Origin of the sequence: Leptolyngbya iicbica LK (assembly GCF_004212215.1) — a bacterium.
GTDB lineage: Bacteria > Cyanobacteriota > Cyanobacteriia > Phormidesmidales > Phormidesmidaceae > Halomicronema > Halomicronema iicbica.
The window spans coordinates 91,230-107,206 of sequence record NZ_QVFV01000008.1 but is presented as its reverse complement, the minus strand read 5'-3'; the positions used below and the strand labels follow the sequence as shown (position 1 = coordinate 107,206).

At 54.8% G+C, this 15,977-nt stretch carries 14 protein-coding genes; 8 read left to right on the top strand and 6 right to left on the bottom strand.

Annotated features, from left to right (window positions below):
* Window positions 1–188: 188 nt before the first annotated feature.
* Complete coding sequence (locus tag DYY88_RS21070) at window positions 189–1,016, top strand: SGNH/GDSL hydrolase family protein (RefSeq protein WP_052288325.1); 828 nt, start codon at window positions 189–191, stop codon at window positions 1,014–1,016.
* A gap of 21 nt (window positions 1,017–1,037) precedes the next feature.
* Here the strand turns inward: DYY88_RS21070 and DYY88_RS21065 are convergent, their stop codons facing one another.
* Window positions 1,038–1,541 (bottom strand): hypothetical protein, encoded by a 504-nt coding sequence (locus DYY88_RS21065; RefSeq protein ID WP_039726260.1) that lies wholly within the window; start codon window positions 1,539–1,541, stop codon window positions 1,038–1,040.
* Between the two features lie 365 nt (window positions 1,542–1,906).
* Here DYY88_RS21065 and DYY88_RS21060 point away from each other — a divergent pair, with 365 nt between their 5' ends.
* The 4 genes from DYY88_RS21060 (at window position 1,907) to DYY88_RS21045 (ending at window position 7,070) form a co-directional block, all read left to right on the top strand.
* Window positions 1,907–4,000: an acyltransferase family protein gene (locus DYY88_RS21060; RefSeq protein ID WP_052288324.1), complete on the top strand. Its 2,094-nt coding sequence runs from the start codon at window positions 1,907–1,909 to the stop codon at window positions 3,998–4,000.
* A 251-nt stretch (window positions 4,001–4,251) separates the two neighbouring features.
* The gene (gene phnF / locus DYY88_RS21055; RefSeq protein ID WP_039726259.1) at window positions 4,252–4,968 is read left to right on the top strand and encodes a phosphonate metabolism transcriptional regulator PhnF; all 717 of its coding nucleotides are present in this window, start codon (window positions 4,252–4,254) and stop codon (window positions 4,966–4,968) included.
* 136 nt (window positions 4,969–5,104) lie between these two features.
* On the top strand, window positions 5,105–5,671 hold the full coding sequence (locus tag DYY88_RS21050; RefSeq protein WP_039726257.1) for a DUF3038 domain-containing protein: 567 nt from the start codon (window positions 5,105–5,107) through the stop codon (window positions 5,669–5,671).
* 79 nt (window positions 5,672–5,750) lie between these two features.
* A complete protein-coding gene (locus DYY88_RS21045; RefSeq protein WP_039726256.1) occupies window positions 5,751–7,070 on the top strand; it encodes a DUF4335 domain-containing protein in 1,320 nt (439 codons plus the stop codon).
* A gap of 8 nt (window positions 7,071–7,078) precedes the next feature.
* Here the strand turns inward: DYY88_RS21045 and DYY88_RS21040 are convergent, their stop codons facing one another.
* From DYY88_RS21040 to cofG, 3 genes are all read right to left on the bottom strand, one after another.
* Window positions 7,079–7,264: a hypothetical protein gene (locus DYY88_RS21040; RefSeq protein WP_039726254.1), complete on the bottom strand. Its 186-nt coding sequence runs from the start codon at window positions 7,262–7,264 to the stop codon at window positions 7,079–7,081.
* 132 nt (window positions 7,265–7,396) lie between these two features.
* On the bottom strand, window positions 7,397–7,714 hold the full coding sequence (locus tag DYY88_RS21035; protein ID WP_039726253.1) for an ElyC/SanA/YdcF family protein: 318 nt from the start codon (window positions 7,712–7,714) through the stop codon (window positions 7,397–7,399).
* 57 nt (window positions 7,715–7,771) lie between these two features.
* Window positions 7,772–8,791, bottom strand: coding sequence for a 7,8-didemethyl-8-hydroxy-5-deazariboflavin synthase subunit CofG (cofG, locus tag DYY88_RS21030; protein WP_044151126.1), 1,020 nt, complete (start codon window positions 8,789–8,791; stop codon window positions 7,772–7,774).
* A gap of 331 nt (window positions 8,792–9,122) precedes the next feature.
* Between cofG and psbA the strand changes: the two genes are divergently transcribed.
* Complete coding sequence (gene psbA / locus DYY88_RS21025) at window positions 9,123–10,184, top strand: photosystem II q(b) protein (RefSeq protein ID WP_039728034.1); 1,062 nt, start codon at window positions 9,123–9,125, stop codon at window positions 10,182–10,184.
* An 89-nt stretch (window positions 10,185–10,273) separates the two neighbouring features.
* Here psbA and DYY88_RS21020 read toward each other — a convergent pair whose 3' ends face one another.
* A complete protein-coding gene (locus DYY88_RS21020) occupies window positions 10,274–11,383 on the bottom strand; it encodes a serine hydrolase (protein WP_084607021.1) in 1,110 nt (369 codons plus the stop codon).
* 462 nt (window positions 11,384–11,845) lie between these two features.
* Here DYY88_RS21020 and DYY88_RS21015 point away from each other — a divergent pair, with 462 nt between their 5' ends.
* Entirely contained in the window at window positions 11,846–12,646 is an 801-nt protein-coding gene (locus DYY88_RS21015; protein WP_039726251.1) for a DUF6816 family protein, read from the top strand.
* A gap of 56 nt (window positions 12,647–12,702) precedes the next feature.
* Here the strand turns inward: DYY88_RS21015 and asnB are convergent, their stop codons facing one another.
* Entirely contained in the window at window positions 12,703–14,733 is a 2,031-nt protein-coding gene (gene asnB, locus DYY88_RS21010; protein ID WP_039726250.1) for an asparagine synthase (glutamine-hydrolyzing), read from the bottom strand.
* Window positions 14,734–15,223: 490 nt separating this feature from the next.
* Between asnB and DYY88_RS21005 the strand changes: the two genes are divergently transcribed.
* Window positions 15,224–15,943 carry a RibD family protein gene (locus DYY88_RS21005; RefSeq protein ID WP_044151124.1) on the top strand — a complete coding sequence of 240 codons (720 nt, stop codon included), beginning with the start codon at window positions 15,224–15,226 and terminating at the stop codon, window positions 15,941–15,943.
* Window positions 15,944–15,977: the final 34 nt, after the last annotated feature.

The window sequence follows — 15,977 nt, the reverse complement described above, 5'->3', positions numbered from 1 at the left end:
ACTAGCCCTATATGCTCAGGAGCCAGGAATTGTGTAGCCTATTGTTTAGGAACCTTTCGGTGGTCAGCACGGTCACACAATCCAGGCAGCCAGAAATCGTCAAGCGCGATCGCCAAAATCGCGAGCGGTTCAAACGTACTATATAATTTTGATGTCTGCATCATTTTGATTTAGGCTTCTCAGCAGTTGTGAATACTTATCTGATCAAACTACTGTTTACCCTTTTGGGTCTCACTTGCTTTGCCAAAGCCGCAGTGCCGATGGCGGGCTGGGCTTTGAGCACTTCCCCCCAGATTTTGCAGCTCAGCCGCTTGCAACAAGAATCCGTTTGTGATGCCACCACGTTACGCATCATGCCGCTGGGCGACTCGATTACCCATGGCGCGACGGTGCCGGGGGGCTACCGTATCCGGCTGTGGGAACGTCTGCTATTCGATCTCCCCATGGTCGATTTGGTGGGCTCAGAAGTGAATGGCCCCGTGACGATTGATGGCAATCATGAGGGCCACCCTGGCAAAGCAATTCAATTCATTCGTGAAGGGGTGCGAGGCTGGCTTTATGCCAGTCGTCCTCACATCGTTTTGTTGATGGTTGGTACCAACGATGTGCTCTATCCCGAAGCTCATGATTTTGCTGGGGCGGCCGCTCGGTTAGACGCACTCGTCGGGCAAATTACGGCGATCGCTCCCAATTCAGAAGTCATTGTGGCCTCAGTGCCGACTTTACAAGATCCGATCGCGAACGACCGAGCGCGCCACTTGAGTCAAGACGTGCAGGCGATCGTCGATAGGCGGGCTGACCAAGGCCGTCGAGTGACTTTCGTAGACATGCACCGCGTCTTAGAGGTCGGAGACCTGGCGGATGGGGTCCACCCAAACGCAGGTGGCTACAACAAAATGGCTGACGCCTGGTATACCGCAATTACCACATTGCTAGCGGAACGCTGTAACCCTGCGGTTGAGACCGTACCGTCTACCGATGTCGCGCCGCCGGTCGAGGATAGTCTCTTTAATTAATGCTCTGGTCAAGCGCGGGGGTTAATCTGGCGATCGCCGACTCAACGCAACCATTACAGCACTAATCGCCAACAGGGGTAAAGCCAGCCAAATAATCAAATCCCATTGTTGACTCCAGCGTTCGGCATTGGTTGTTGCCGTTGGTTGCGGCTCTTCGACGACCTCAGTAGCCGTCACCGCTGCTTGAAACTTCGCGAAGACCTCATCGGTCGGCACGATTTGGATTTGGCGAATATTACTGCCAACCAGACAAATACCTGAAGAAGCTAACTCTGCTAAGACGTCTTCTGTCGCGAGTGAAGCGCCTGGCGTACGGTACAGAATTTCATCTTCCCAAACCCAAGCCGTGGCTGTGGGCTCCCACACGGGTTCGAGCTGATAACAGCTGGGGCGAAAAGCAATATCGGGCCGCGAAGCAATGGGAAAAGCTTGCCGAGGCGGCACTGAGTAATCACTTTGGGCAATGGCTTGATAAATCTGTAGCTGGTCGCGAATTTCGGCAAGTCGGGGATCATCCGCTGTCATTAGCAGTCAACGGCAAAACAACGTTTTTAACAAAGAGGTTCAGCAATTTGGTGAACTGTTTATAGGATACAGGGCAGATCAGTTCCGCTGGGACGACCTTGCCTGCGGGACGCGATCGCAAGTCGCCAGGCGATTGTCCCCAATCTTGCAAAGCTTACAGAGTCACAACAGCACCACCATGCCGGGCTGTGTCCAGCATCGCCCAGTTGGTCATAGGGAAGGAATTCTTTAGGAGTAGAAAGTTCGGTACACCCTCGCCATCTGCTTATATGATGGGCGGATAAACTGAGTCACGGCGGCTGGTGTGACGACTGACATCGGGCGCAGATTTGAGTGTTTTTTCCAAGATTTAACGACGCACTAGAATGCAGTATCGGGCAGAAATTGATGGGCTGAGAGCGATCGCTGTCGTTGCTGTCATTCTTTTTCACGCTGGAGTCAAAACCTTTCAGGGCGGGTTTGTTGGCGTTGATATCTTCTTTGTGATCAGCGGCTATCTGATTGCGCTCACCATCCTGACCGACCTACAGCGTCAGCGATTTTCCCTATTGGGTTTTTATGAGCGCCGCGCTCGTCGGATTCTGCCAGCATTGTTTCTGGTGATACTGGTCTGCGTGAGTTTAGCCTGGTTTTGGCTCCAACCGGCGGACATGCAAAGTTTTTCCCATAGCCTGATTGCCACGCCTTACTTTGTTTCCAATATTTTGTATTGGTCAGAAGCCGGATATTGGGACACGGCCAGCGAGCTGAAACCGTTATTGCACACCTGGACGCTCGCGATCGAAGGCCAATTTTATCTAACCTTTCCGCTGCTGTTATTGCTGATGTGGCGTTGGTGTCGGCGTTGGCTACTGCCCCTCACCATTCTGGTCGGTATTCTGAGCTTTATGATTGCTCAGTGGGGAGCATACACCTTTCCCACCGCCAATTTTTATTTATTGCCCTCTCGACTGTGGGAATTAGCACTGGGGGCCGCAATTGGCATTGCTTTGCTCAACCACAAGCCGTCATCCTATCCGCTTTTTTCTTATCAAAAGACGAATGCCGCTCTGGTGAGAGAATTGTCGGGAATCTTGGGCTTTATTTTAATCATTGCTAGTCTCCTGACTTTAAACGGTAATCTGCCTTTTCCCAGCGCTTTTGCCTTGTTTCCCACAGTGGGAACAGGGCTGATTTTAGCCTTTTCTTCTAGTCAGACGCTGGCGGGTCGCTTTTTAAGTCATCCTCTATTAGTCAATATTGGTTTGCTCAGTTACGGGGCTTATCTTTGGCATCATCCCCTATTTGTGTTTGCGCGACATCGTAGCCTCACACAACCAGCACCAATCATTATCTGGATTCTAGCGATCGCCTCATTTGGCTTTGCCTATTTAACCTGGCAATACGTCGAAAAACCGTTTCGAAATCATCGTGAAGTCAATCGCAAAGCTTTTTTTCTGTTTTGGCTAATTGGCTCTCTGGTCTTTGTGGAAATTGGCATTTTGGGTCACTTAACAGCAGGGTTTAGCGATCGCGCAGCGGCCCGCACTTTTCATCAAGACACCATCACACCGATCATCTCGACACCCATTGCCAGGCAAGTTCGCCAAAATTCCGTTGCGCGTCTGCTCCACGACAATGCCATTCTTCAGATCCCGCTAGATTCGGCTGATTCAGCATTTCAGGCACAGCAAGCCAATGCTCAGGTGTTTGGCTTAGGTTCAGTGTGTGACGGGGCTGCCATCACTGCACCGGAATGTCGCACCGATGATAATCCTGAAATTTTGCTGTGGGGTGACTCATTTGCGATGCAGCTGGCCCCAGGCATTTTGGCCTCTAACCCCGAGGTCAAGCTGATTCAAATGACCAAAAGCGTTTGTGGCCCATTTTTTGATGTCGCCCCGATCGCCGAACCGAACTATCCCAAACGTTGGGCTGAGGGCTGTTTAGCCTTTAACCAGCAAGTGAGGGAATGGCTACAGCAAGAGCAAAATTCAGTTAAATACGCTGTTTTGTCATCCCCTTTTAGCCAATACTTACTCAGCGAAAATAAAGTGTTGTTGCGGAATGGCGAAGTCAAGACGGCCAGCCCAACCCTGGCGTTACAGCAATTTCAAACGACCCTGCGGGAACTGCAACGTTTAGGCATTGAGCCCATCGTGGTGTCGCCCCCCCCGACGAATGATCTAGATTTAGGTCGCTGTATTACTCGGGCTGAATGGCTCGGGCTTTCACAGAAAAACTGCAATTTTTTAGAAGCAGAAATGTCCGATAAACGGGTTCAAGCCTATCAATTTCTCGATGAATTGGCGGGGCAATTTCGGATACTCCGCCTAGAGAGTCTGCTTTGTCAAAATGGCATTTGTCAGGCATATGCTGGGGATGTGCCGCTATATCGCGACGCGCGACATTTATCGGCAGAAGGCGCCGCTTTGCTGGGTCAAAAGCATGATTTTTACCAAGTCATTCTCAGTCCATAAGTTGGCTGGGTGAGCTTCAGCGCGGCTCTATGCATCAATGTCTCGCTGGTCATCTGGCAGTGACGGCACAAGGTGCAAATGCTCTTTTCAGACCAGCGACGCGCCTCTTTAACTGAGAATTGTCCAGCAGACAAATCAGTCGCCAGTCGCCCGACCATCGCGAATTAGCGTACAGTTTTGGAAGAATTAGCCGCTAGCCTGCTAGCGATGATGATTCGGGCCGCTACCGATCGCATGTTTCTGAGTCGACGATGAGCCAAGATGCCACGCCGATTTATCAGCAAATTGCTGATGAGTTGCGCCAAAACATTCAAGATACGGTTTTTCAGGTGGGCGATCGCTTGCCGACAGAAGCTGAGTTGAGCCAGCAGTTTGGGGTCAATCGCCACACCCTGCGCCGCGCCATTGAAGTGCTGCGGCAGGAAGGCACGGTGCGGGTCGAGCAAGGCCGAGGCACGTTTGTCATGGCGGCTCCCATTACGGTGCCTATTGGTAAGCGAGTGCGGTTTAACGAATCGCTGAAGGCACAGTCGGTGGAGCCACGATGGCAAATCTTACAGGTTACCCAGTTGCCCGCAGATCCCCGGATTGCTCAAAGTTTAGCAATCGCGATTGCTGCAACTGTGGTGCTGTATGAGCGGGTGAGTTTGGCCGACCAAGTGCCGTTGAGTTTGGCCAGGAGCTATTTTCCAGCCGCGCTATTTCCCGGACTGGCCGAGCATTGTCAGGGTTACTGTTCGGTTTCAGCGCTGTTTCAGACGGAATATGACTGTGACCATATTCGCCGCTCGACCCGCTTGTCGGCGCGTTTGCCCAGTGCTCAAGATGCGCGAATCTTGCGAATGCCTGCGACTAAACCGATCTTGGTATCCGAATCGATTAATGTCGATCAATATGGGCGAGCCATTGAGTACGGTGTGACGCAGTTTCGCGGCGATCGCATGGAGCTCTTTATTCAAAATGATTAAGGCTGGGGGCGGGGCTGTTTGTACTCTGCGCGCCTGCCGATACCGCTTGCCCTTTAAGTCACGGATTCGGTTTCAAGACTGGTAACCTAACCACGACATCTATCGCTAATCTGTACCGTAGAGTTGGGGCGTCATTGTGGAGTCTTCGTCGTCTGCCAATCCAGCCAGTCCCTTGGGGCCAACCCCGGCACCCGAACAGTTGGACAGTATTAAGGCCCAACTTGATCTGGTGTTGTTGGCGTTGGAGTCGCTTGTGGGTTTGGGCTCAGAAGCGATGTTGGAGGCCGCTGCCCAACTCGGTTTGCAAACCTTGATGGGCGATCGCGTCACCCTGTGGCGCTTGCGACAGGCGAGCCCCCTCCGCAAAGGGCAGGGTCGCAAAAAGCTGGATGTGGACGAAGCGCGAGGATTGGTTTTGGTGAGTGCGCATCTAGCCCAGCAGCACCAAGCCAAAATTCGCGAAGCGGTCACCAAACTAGAAAGTACAACAGCAAAGCAACAGCCGCCCCATCGGGTGGCTCTGCTGGGTGACTATCTGGATACCTTCAACAATTTCTATGAGGAGCGTATGACCCCTGATGATTTACCTTCGCCCGACACTCTCCGCGATTTAGCCCTCAAATTGCTGGTTGATTTACTGTTTTACAGTCAAACCGGGGGCACTCGTAAACTGTGGCTCGCCCTGCTGGAGCGATCGCGCTAAAGTCTCCGCTCGCCCCCCGTGCCCCGTTGCCCCCAGATCTTTGTAATGCTCATTTCCTGCATCAGAATACCGCTGCCTGATGACCTCTACCACTCAACTCACCCCCTTGCGCTACGACGCTCCCACCGTCACCCTCGAAGTGATGACGCGGGAAGCTGCGGTTTCGCAATGGTCTGACAAACCGGTGGTGCAGGTATTGCGTTATCAAATTCAGATTCGTGACCTAAGTGGGGAGGCCGAACCGTTTGACATTCGGGGCGATCGCACCTCTTTTCTCCCCTTGCTGCAGGCCGTTGAAACCTATGTGCAAGACCAACTTGGGGACAATGGCGCGAGTTCGGCACCCGCCCAGGCTCCGTATTTAGCAGCGCAGGGGCTCACGCAACACACTCTCCATTTGGGCCGCGATCGCACCACGACCGGACAGTCCCAAATCACGTTAGGTGCCATTCAACTGGCCGACTTAGCACAGGTGCTGGATGATCTAAACCAGACGGTGCGGCCCCTACCGGTGAGCTTGGTAGCGGCGCGTCAACGACGTCCCTGGCGGCAATGGGGGGCGACGGCGGCAGGCTTGGTGGCGGCGGTGGGCGTCACCACTATGCTGTGGCCCAATTACCAGTCGCAAACCGGTTTAGAAACGGCTCAACCGGGGCCGACTGCCGATCAAGAAACCGCGCTCTCCCCCGATTCATTGGAGCTGGATGAACAGGCTGAGCCGGAGATCGCCACCTCAGAGGAATCAGAAGCCAGCAGTGCTGACCCCTCAGATGCGCCAGCAGCAGACGAGTCGGGGGCGATCGCGCCCGTTGAACCCCGTGCCCCATCAGCCGCCAACGACGTTCCCGCCGCCCCAGCGCCCACAGCTGAACCACCGATCACCAGTTCTGCCCCGGCTGAGTCAGAGCCCCGCTCCCAGACCTTCTCAGATGAGGCGCCTGGCAATGCGGCGACCTCACCCACCGCAGCATCGAACTCCTCTGGTGCGTCTCCCTCGGTTCCGGCTCCCGCTGAAGCGGTGCCCGCTCAACCCTCTGCTCGCCCTGAAGCAGCCACTGATTCGACGGCTGAGACGGCTGAAACCTTTAGCGATAATGCTCCGCAAAGGGCCGCTATCGCACCCGCCCCGGGATCGTTGGCCGAGCTTGTGCAGCAAGTGCGCGATCGCTGGACACCCCCCGCAGATCTAGAGCAAACGTTGACTTACACCCTGGTATTTGCGGCTGATGGCACTCTGGTGGACGTGATCCCTGCTGATGAGTTGGCGGCTGAGTATCGCGATCGCACGGGCATTCCCCCGGTTGGCACCGTCGGCCTGCCGTCAGGTGATCCGCAGCGCGTACTGCTGCTGTTGCGCCCCAACGGCGAGGTCGAGTTTCGCGCTGCTGACGCTGACTAATCAGGTCATCAGTAGGTTTCTAAAGCGGAATTATTGAGGCGTTGGGGCGTCTGGGCGATCGCATACGCCCCATGCTCGGCATATAACCAACGATGAACCGCCGCCAGATGGGTAAATCGAGGTTTTAAAGTTTGAAAGTGGACCAAGCTGGCCTGCTCGCGATCGCACCGGGCCTGCAACGCAGCCGCCGTCATGCCCACATTGGGAACGGCTTCAAAAGTGAGGTGCCAGGATATCGTTTGCGGGGAGAGAGAAAAAATCCAGTCAAAAATTGCCTGCGTTCGGGGCAGGTGAAACGCTGAGGTGATGATGTGCAGACGCTTGAGTTACAGGGGCTCCACATGCTGCACCCGCGCAAAATAGGCGTTGCCAATCGTATCGAGCGAAACCGTCTCAGGCACAATGCGATCGCCCTCAATGCCTCGCTGATGCAAGTAATGGGCCGCCGCCACCGACTCCAAAATCGGGAAACCGTGGGCGTCCAGGGGCGGTGGTTTATGCGTCGTGCCCGCACTCAACGGCATAAACCACCGAGGGGCAGGCTGGAGGGCGATCGCCCGCTCTAATCGCGCCTGTACCCAGGGCGTGACTTCACCCAATGCCGATAGGCCACCCCCCGGAATCAAGACCGCATCGATCGCCATTGTCACAACAGCTCACTCCCAACCAGCAGCGATCGACAACGCAGCATGCATCCTCCTCTATCGAGATACCGCTTCATAGCTGGGATGTGGCGTCAGGTCAGGGGAGGGGGCCTCGACTAACCGACCGCGCCAAGCCTTGACCCTCTGCTGTAATTGGGGGGTTAGCCAGTCATCATATTGCGGATAAATCGGCAAGCGGGGACGCAACTGCCACCCCGCCGACCGCAAAAACGGACGCAAACGCTCCGGCGTAGGATGGTGATAGTCCGGATTCACCTCATCTTTCGGACCCAGTCCGCCAAGATCACGCGCTCCATTGGCGATCGCCGTCAATACATATTGATGGTCGGCAATTAAATTGGGAGGAATTTGCACCGTAATTTCAGCGGGCAAATATTGTTTGGCCGTTTTAACAAACTCGGCTAATGCGGCTGCACTAAACCCACTGCGAGCTTGCTGTTGGCGATGACCCGGTTGATGCGGCTGCAAAATCACTTCTTGAATATGGCCCCAGCGATCATGGCTCTGAGCGATCGCCCGTAGCGTCTCAAGCCGATCATGCTCTGACTCACCAATCCCCAATAGCAGTCCTGTTGTAAAGGGAATCCGGAGCCGCCCAGCTTGCTCAATCTGCGCCAAACGCCGTTCTGGCACTTTACTGGGCGCGTGTCGATGCACCGTCTGCAAGAGGCTAGGCGTCATCTGCTCCAGCATCAATCCCATGGAAACGTTGACCGCTCGCAATTGAGCCATTTCCATTTCACTCAGCGGCCCCACATTGGTATGGGGCAGTAAGCCTTGTTGCAGAGCGTAGTCGCAGATATCCACAATATGCTGCAACCAAGCCGCCCGGCGAGGACTCTCGGGATGGACTTCTCCACTCAGCACCAAAATTTCTACCAAGCCGTGCGATTTTGCCCTGGCGAGTTGCTCTGCCAGCTGCGATCGCGACAACCAGGTAGCCTGACCCGGCTCAGCTCGAAAGTTGCAGTACGTGCAGCGGTTAAAGCACTCATAGGTGGGCACTACAGTGAGCGCTGGACTGTAAGTGATGACGCGATCCGGGTCAGTCAACATAAATGTCGTAGTTTCGGCGTGAGGGGCGGAGCGATCGCTTCGTCCTCTTCTAAGGTACGTAACAAAATCATCCAGATTCATGAAGTAACAAGAAGCTTTCCGCCGCCAAAGAAATACTCTGCCCACACGCCTCTCATATCAGACGATGGACGCTCGTCTCGCACCCCCCTGGCAATCAAGCGCTCCAGAGCAAGCTAGAGCGACTTCTTAAGATGAGCTTCACATGAATTCGCTTTACAAAACTCAGCAATCTCGTTAATGTTGTTATACAGAGGTTCATGTTTCTTGAACTTCTGAGTACATATTGACCTTGAAAAAGGAATTATTCATCATGACAACTACCTTACAGCAGCGCCAAAGCGCTAGCTTGTGGGAACAGTTCTGTCAGTGGGTGACCAGCACCGAAAACCGCCTGTATGTGGGTTGGTTCGGCGTGTTGATGATCCCCACTCTCTTGGCTGCAACCACTTGCTTCGTCATCGCCTTTATCGCCGCACCTCCCGTTGACATCGACGGCATCCGTGAGCCCGTCGCTGGCTCCTTGATGTACGGCAACAACATCATCTCCGGTGCAGTGGTACCTTCCTCCAACGCCATCGGTCTGCACTTCTACCCCATCTGGGAAGCCGCTTCCCTCGATGAGTGGTTGTACAACGGTGGTCCTTACCAGTTCGTCATCTTCCACTTCCTCATCGGCGTCTTCTGCTACATGGGTCGTGAATGGGAACTGTCCTACCGCTTAGGTATGCGTCCTTGGATCTGTGTTGCTTACTCTGCTCCCGTTGCAGCTGCAACCGCAGTGTTCTTGATCTACCCCTTGGGTCAGGGTTCCTTCTCTGACGGGATGCCTTTGGGTATCTCCGGTACCTTCAACTTCATGTTGGTTTTCCAAGCTGAGCACAACATCTTGATGCACCCCTTCCACATGTTGGGTGTGGCAGCAGTGTTCGGTGGCAGCTTGTTCTCCGCCATGCACGGTTCCTTGGTGACCTCTTCCTTGGTGCGTGAGACCACCGAGACCGAGTCTCAGAACTATGGCTACAAGTTTGGTCAGGAAGAAGAGACCTACAACATCGTGGCGGCTCACGGCTACTTCGGTCGTTTGATCTTCCAATACGCGAGCTTCAACAACTCTCGTTCCTTGCACTTCTTCTTGGGTGCATGGCCGGTGATTGGCATCTGGTTCACCGCTTTGGGCATTAGCACCATGGCGTTCAACTTGAACGGTTTCAACTTCAACCAGTCCGTCCTCGACTCTCAGGGTCGGGTGATTGGCACTTGGGCGGATGTGATCAACCGCGCCAACTTGGGTATGGAAGTCATGCACGAGCGTAATGCTCACAACTTCCCCCTCGACTTGGCGGCGGCTGAGGCTCCCGAAATCATCGGTTAGTCTTCGAAGCTCAGCTAGTCTGAGAACCTAATGAAAGGCGTCTCTCTTCGGAGGGGCGCCTTTTTAAGTTGCCAATAGACTTTTTCTGCTCACGCAGGCGGTGACGATAACAGCTGAAAGAGGATGTCGCCAAAGGCGGGGAAAATACTTTCGGACTGGGCAAAGGTAGAATCAGCGCCCACGATCGCGATCGCATAAGCCCGATCATCCAGCGTCAAAATCGCCATTTCTGCCCGCACTCCGGACGTGAGCCCGACTTTCGTGAGTAATGCACCCCCCGGCAGTCCCGCCCCCAGGAAGCCCTGAATGGCTCCGGCTGCATTATGACGTTCAGTTTCAATGTCGTGCCACATGGCCTGGGCGATCCGGGGATGACCCTGGGGTGAATGAAGATCGTGCAGCAGACGCACCAAATCAGTGGTCGTCACTCGATTGCCCGGACGATCGCTCACCCAGACATCGACTGGATATTGAGCACTAATCGAAAAGCCTGCAGCCTGCCAGTAATCTCTCATCACTGTATGGCCGACACCGTTTAGCAGCCGATTAGACGCCGCATTATCGGAAAGGGTAATGGCGGCTTCGATATCTGGCCCGGTTTCGCCGTAAGCCAGGGCAGCGATCGCCCAAAAGGGTTTGATGACACTCGCTGGATAACGTGGCGTGCGATCGTGCCATCCCGCGTATTCTCCAGTGCTCAAATCCACGAGAGAAATACTCAGAGCATCAACCGGATATTCCGACGCCTGAGCGATCGCGGTTAGTTGCGCGACCACAGCCTGTAGACGTTCTGAGTCAGTAAAGGAGGGTGGTCCAAACGGATACGTCGACCCGATCGCTACCGGCGGCATTTGGGGCAATTGCTCAGGCATCACCTTCATCGGACGCAATGGGATGCCCTGAACTTGCCCATCGTCAGCCTGAGCCAGCCAGGCAGCTGTGCTTTGGAAAGGATCGACGATACTCGAAACCATCGGCAGGTTGGCTGCGGGCACTCGACAAGCGGCGATCTGCTGATTGGCGAATCCCGGTACCGAACAGATAAAACTGACGCGGTTGAGCAAAAGTTCACTCACGAACCAAGCGGCCAGTCCCCCCATCACGCCCCCGCCACAAATGACTGCTAGCCTCAACCAAGGCGATCGGTGAACAGAATAGCGCGAGCGCTGTGATAGGGATTGCAGCGGTAATTCAGTCATTTCGCTCGGCCCCCTGACGCGGAGGGAAACACTGCGGTTAGTGAGATCCGATGATGCACTGCAAGTGTATGTCAGTCTGATCCGATCGGATACCTCACCCCACGCGATCTCTCGCAAAAAGATGATTGTGGTGAGATCAATGGCGCTGATTTAGACACCAGCAGGACGTTGCTGACACAGCCAAGCAGGACTGGCAGCATCCTTTGAAAGTTTGTCCATGACTCTGTCAAATCATGGATTTTTACTACTACGCCACAGGGCGATCGCACCTTGTCTCTAATCAATTTCCAGGCACGCTGGAAAGGCCATGATGGCCATCTAGCAAATACTCGCCAATCCTCCCTATGGGCATCTAAGTGATTCGCCAGCAACGCCTGGTTTGCACGGATAAATGCGTTTGATGTTACAGGTTGAATGCCCTACCTTTGACACTATTGATTGGCGACTGCCAGGTGAGGTGATATGACTCGACAGCCAACAAAGCGCAACCGTCGATATTTAGTTTGGTTGGTGCTGTTAGCCTTAGTCTGGTTGCTGTGCAGTGGCACGGCCTGGGCGGGGCCATTGAGCGATCGCTTAGCAACCTTTCCCGATTGGAACAGTAAACCGCCGACCAAACCCGCAACGGGTGATCTCGTGTATCCTGACTGGCTGGCCGGAACGTGGGAAATGACCAGCACCCTGGTGGATATCGCCGCACCACTGGCCCCCGAGATTGAAACACCTGGCTTTGAAAGCAACCAAAGTCTGTTGAACGAGCCGATTACCTGCAAAGTGCGGTTTGAACCCCGCCTGACATCGTATACCCAAAGCTTTTTGTTAAAGCCCCGACTCGCTCAAGAGAAGATTGTGGCCGATCGCGCCTTCAACGGCTTGAACTTGGCAAAGGCCTATCTCGGCGAAGAAGCGGTTAAAAAAGTGGTCGTCGATGCAAAGGATCCCAATCGCCAACTGACGATTTTGGCGGATTATCACATGCTGGAATCGACAGTGACGGGGCGCGCTACAGAAACCCCTTCAGACACTGAATTTATCACCACCGAATTCTTCCAACAGATGTTTCGCGGTGGTGGCAAGCCCTATTTCAACGAGGTCGAAACCACCACGGCTTACCACCAAGTCGATGACGATCATGTGACTGCCGATCAGGTCACCGCAGTTTACCTGTCGCCCCAAGAGCCCAACTATTTTGACGCTGGGAACCGCCCCGTCGCCCTATACCGCTACCAGCTCGACTTGGCCGCAATTAATACGCCTATTTAAAGCCGTTGACCAACCCCTAAGAACGGCATAATGCCAGCATGGCGTGAATAAGCCGGTCAGACTGCGGACAGATCGTGAGCTGACCAGCCGTAGCGTTTGGCGTCGGCTTGGGCTTGCTGGGTCACGTCATTAGCGACGAAATGATTGTGCAAGATTTGCACGCTCAGCATGTGGTTGATGACGGCATCGAGTTGGACTCGTTCAGCCACTGGCGTGGCAGTATCACCGTGGCGATCCAGAATGGCCTGGACGGCATCGGGGTCGAGTAATCCGGCATCCCGCACGCGGTTTTTGGAGAGGTAGTTGCTGGCGAGCGATCGCATCGCGGCCTCTTTGACTTCATCCGTGTGGGAGGGGGGAGCCATGAACGCGAATTTTTGGCGCTTGTATAGGGTCTCCGGCAGTAGCGGTTTCATGGTTTCCCGCAGGATGTATTTGTCTTGGCGATCGCGCAACCGCATCGAGGGAGGCAGGGTCACCGCAAATTCCACCAGGGGATGATCGAGGAACGCGGGACGGGCTTCGAGGGAATTGGCCATATCGACGCGATCGCCCGCCCAACCCAACACTTGAGACTCAAACTGGGTCTTGATCCACACGTACTGAGCTTTGTCGAGGGGATGGCGATCGTCCAGTTGGTCGCCATTCAACGCGGCGGCAATGGATTGTCCGGGTGCATAGCCATCGAGTTTCAGACGGTGCTGCGGATGCAACAATCCCGGTACGTGGCTGGCGGAGGATAGCCAAGACTGGAGGGAGCTGGGGGTAAAGCCGATGAGTTCTGTCAAAGCGGGATCATCGAGTTGCTTTTCCGCCAGCAAATTGCCCTTAAATAGGCGATTACTCTCCGCCAGCCACGCTTCTAAACCAGCGCGTTCTTCGGGGGTGGCGTCGTCCATGCCGTGGAGGATCATGTCGAGCCGCAGTTGCGGATACCCGGCAAACAATTCGTCGGAGCCTTCGCCCGTGATCACGACCTTGTAGCCCGCGTCGCGCACGTGCTCACTCATCAGCATTTTGGCGACGGTAAAGGTGTTGTAGATGCTGCGTTCGGTGTGCCAGATGGTGCGGGCAAAGTGGTCGTAGAGCTGGGTGCCATCCACCGCGAGGATGTCCTGGTCGGCTTTCACCGCCTCGGCCATTTCGCGGGCGATCGCCGTTTCGTCGTAATCGGTGTCATCAAAGCCGATGGTGAACGCTTTGACGGCGGACTGCTGGCAGGCGGCCGCCACCCCCATGATGGAGCAAGAATCAATGCCGCCGGAGAGATAGCAGGCCACCGGGACATCCGCCTCTAGCCGCAGTTGAATCGCTTCGACAAAATGCGCCCGAAACTCTTCGATATAGTCCGTTTCGCTGCGGTGCAGGTCGCGGGTGCCCTTGAGCGGAAAGTCGAGATCCCAGTACTGCTCTTTGTGCAACAGCAACTCGCCATCGCGCCGCTGCACAGTAATTTTTTGCCCCGGCTCCACCGCATAAATGCCCTCAAAGCAGGTAGTACCGGGCACCATCGTTTGCATGAGCTGGTGATACAGTCCCTCTGACGAAAACTGCGCCTTGACTTCGGGATGGGCCAAGACCACTTTGATTTCTGATCCAAACACCAGCCCGCCAGGAATTTGCGCGTAATACAGCGGTTTAATGCCAAAGCGATCGCGTACCAGGGTCAGTCGATCTTGCTGCCGTTCATACAGCGCAAAGGCAAACTCACCGCGTAGACAGGGCAGGGCTTGATCGAGGCCCAAGCGATCGGTCAGGTGCATCACCAACTCGGTGTCGCTTTTGGTACGGAACTGATAGCCCCGTGACGCCAGATCGGCCCGTAACCGCTTGTAGTCGTAAAATTCGCCGTTGTGAGCAATCAGGTACTGACCATCGGGCGAGCGAAAGGGCTGCCGTCCCCGCTCGGGATTGAGGTCAATAATGGAGAGTCGCGCATGGGTAAAGCCAATGCCGCGATCGTCGATCACCTGATAGCCAAAACCATCGGGCCCCCGGTGATACTGGATCGCCGCCATTCCCACCAACACCTCCGGATTCACGGGTCGTTGGGGATCGGCATACAGGACTCCACCAATTCCACACATACGCTTTTTGCCCTCTTGGCTGTGGTTGCTTAGAGGTGCATCCTAATATGCCGGATCCGGGGTAGCGGCCACTTCTTTAATAAAACTGAAGCAATCACTCGGCTTTGTCATGAAGTCTTGACGGGACCTCACCTAGCCTCTCCTTGGGTACGTGTTTAGCGTCTGTGTTCGGTTGTCATTCCTCCCAGCAGAGAAAAGGAGGCTTAAGGTAGTGACTATCGCGCTGATAGGNNNAACGAGGCGACTCGTTCATCGAACAAGTCGCCCAAGCCATGGTGCGGCAAAATCGCGCTGCTTAAATCGACGCTAAACACGTACCTCCTTGGTAAGGAGAGGAACCGGAAGCCCTACTTGATGTGGTTAAAATTTTTGCCAGCATGTGCATAAACCTCTCCTTATTTGGAGAGGTGCCGCAGGCGGTGAGGTTTGGATCGGAGTGGTTGGCCACAGAAGCGTAATATCGACTGGATGGGTAGTCTAGCGATCACGAATGAGGATTGAGCACACAGGTCAGGAGCGATCGCAGGTCACGGTGGTGTTGGCGATGAGTGCCGATGGCAAAATTGCCGATCGCGATCGCACTGCCGCCCGTTTCTCTTCTACAAATGACCTGGCCCATTTAGAAACGCTGGTGGCGCAGGCGGATGCGGTGTTGTTTGGGGCTGGTACGCTCAAGGCTTACGGGACTTGTCTATCTGTCCGACAGCCGGCATTGTTGGAGCGGCGGGCAGCTCGAAATCAGACTTCGCAACCGATTCAGATCGTGTGTTCGCAGTCGGGCAATGTCGATCCGCAGTGGCGTTTTTTTCAGCAATCGGTGCCACGTTGGCTGTTGACGTCAGCGGCGGGGGCGCAACGCTGGTCAGCGATCGCCCAGCATGACGCTTCCTATTTTGATCGAGTGGTACCGGACTTGACGGAGCCGATGGATTGGCGATCGCTGCTGCAACGATTCCACACAATGGGACTTGAGCGAGTGGCGTTGCTGGGGGGCGGCACCTTGGTCGCGAGTTTTGCCGAGCAAGATTTGATCGATGAGGTGTATTTAACGGTGTGTCCGCTGCTGCTGGGGGGAAAAACTGCGCCAACGCCTTTTGACGGGAAGGGATTGGCGATCGCCCAAGCATTACCGTTGCAGCTAGTGGACGTGCGGCAGGTCGAGCATGAGGTGTTTTTGCACTACCGTCGCTGCCATCCCAAGGGGGATTGATTTACGCTAGGGAAAGTTTTTGCGATCGCCGTTC

What these genes read in the sequence shown, in the direction of transcription:
- DYY88_RS21005 (WP_044151124.1), top strand. Translation starts at nt 15,224, where the DNA reads ATGAGGATTGAGCACACAGGTCAGGAGCGATCGCAGGTCACGGTGGTG.
- asnB (WP_039726250.1), bottom strand. Translation starts at nt 14,733, where the DNA reads ATGTGTGGAATTGGTGGAGTCCTGTATGCCGATCCCCAACGACCCGTG.
- phnF (WP_039726259.1), top strand. Translation starts at nt 4,252, where the DNA reads ATGAGCCAAGATGCCACGCCGATTTATCAGCAAATTGCTGATGAGTTG.
- DYY88_RS21040 (WP_039726254.1), bottom strand. Translation starts at nt 7,264, where the DNA reads ATGACGGCGGCTGCGTTGCAGGCCCGGTGCGATCGCGAGCAGGCCAGC.
- DYY88_RS21060 (WP_052288324.1), top strand. Translation starts at nt 1,907, where the DNA reads ATGCAGTATCGGGCAGAAATTGATGGGCTGAGAGCGATCGCTGTCGTT.
- DYY88_RS21065 (WP_039726260.1), bottom strand. Translation starts at nt 1,541, where the DNA reads ATGACAGCGGATGATCCCCGACTTGCCGAAATTCGCGACCAGCTACAG.
- DYY88_RS21045 (WP_039726256.1), top strand. Translation starts at nt 5,751, where the DNA reads ATGACCTCTACCACTCAACTCACCCCCTTGCGCTACGACGCTCCCACC.
- DYY88_RS21015 (WP_039726251.1), top strand. Translation starts at nt 11,846, where the DNA reads ATGACTCGACAGCCAACAAAGCGCAACCGTCGATATTTAGTTTGGTTG.
- DYY88_RS21035 (WP_039726253.1), bottom strand. Translation starts at nt 7,714, where the DNA reads ATGGCGATCGATGCGGTCTTGATTCCGGGGGGTGGCCTATCGGCATTG.
- DYY88_RS21020 (WP_084607021.1), bottom strand. Translation starts at nt 11,383, where the DNA reads ATGACTGAATTACCGCTGCAATCCCTATCACAGCGCTCGCGCTATTCT.
- psbA (WP_039728034.1), top strand. Translation starts at nt 9,123, where the DNA reads ATGACAACTACCTTACAGCAGCGCCAAAGCGCTAGCTTGTGGGAACAG.
- cofG (WP_044151126.1), bottom strand. Translation starts at nt 8,791, where the DNA reads ATGTTGACTGACCCGGATCGCGTCATCACTTACAGTCCAGCGCTCACT.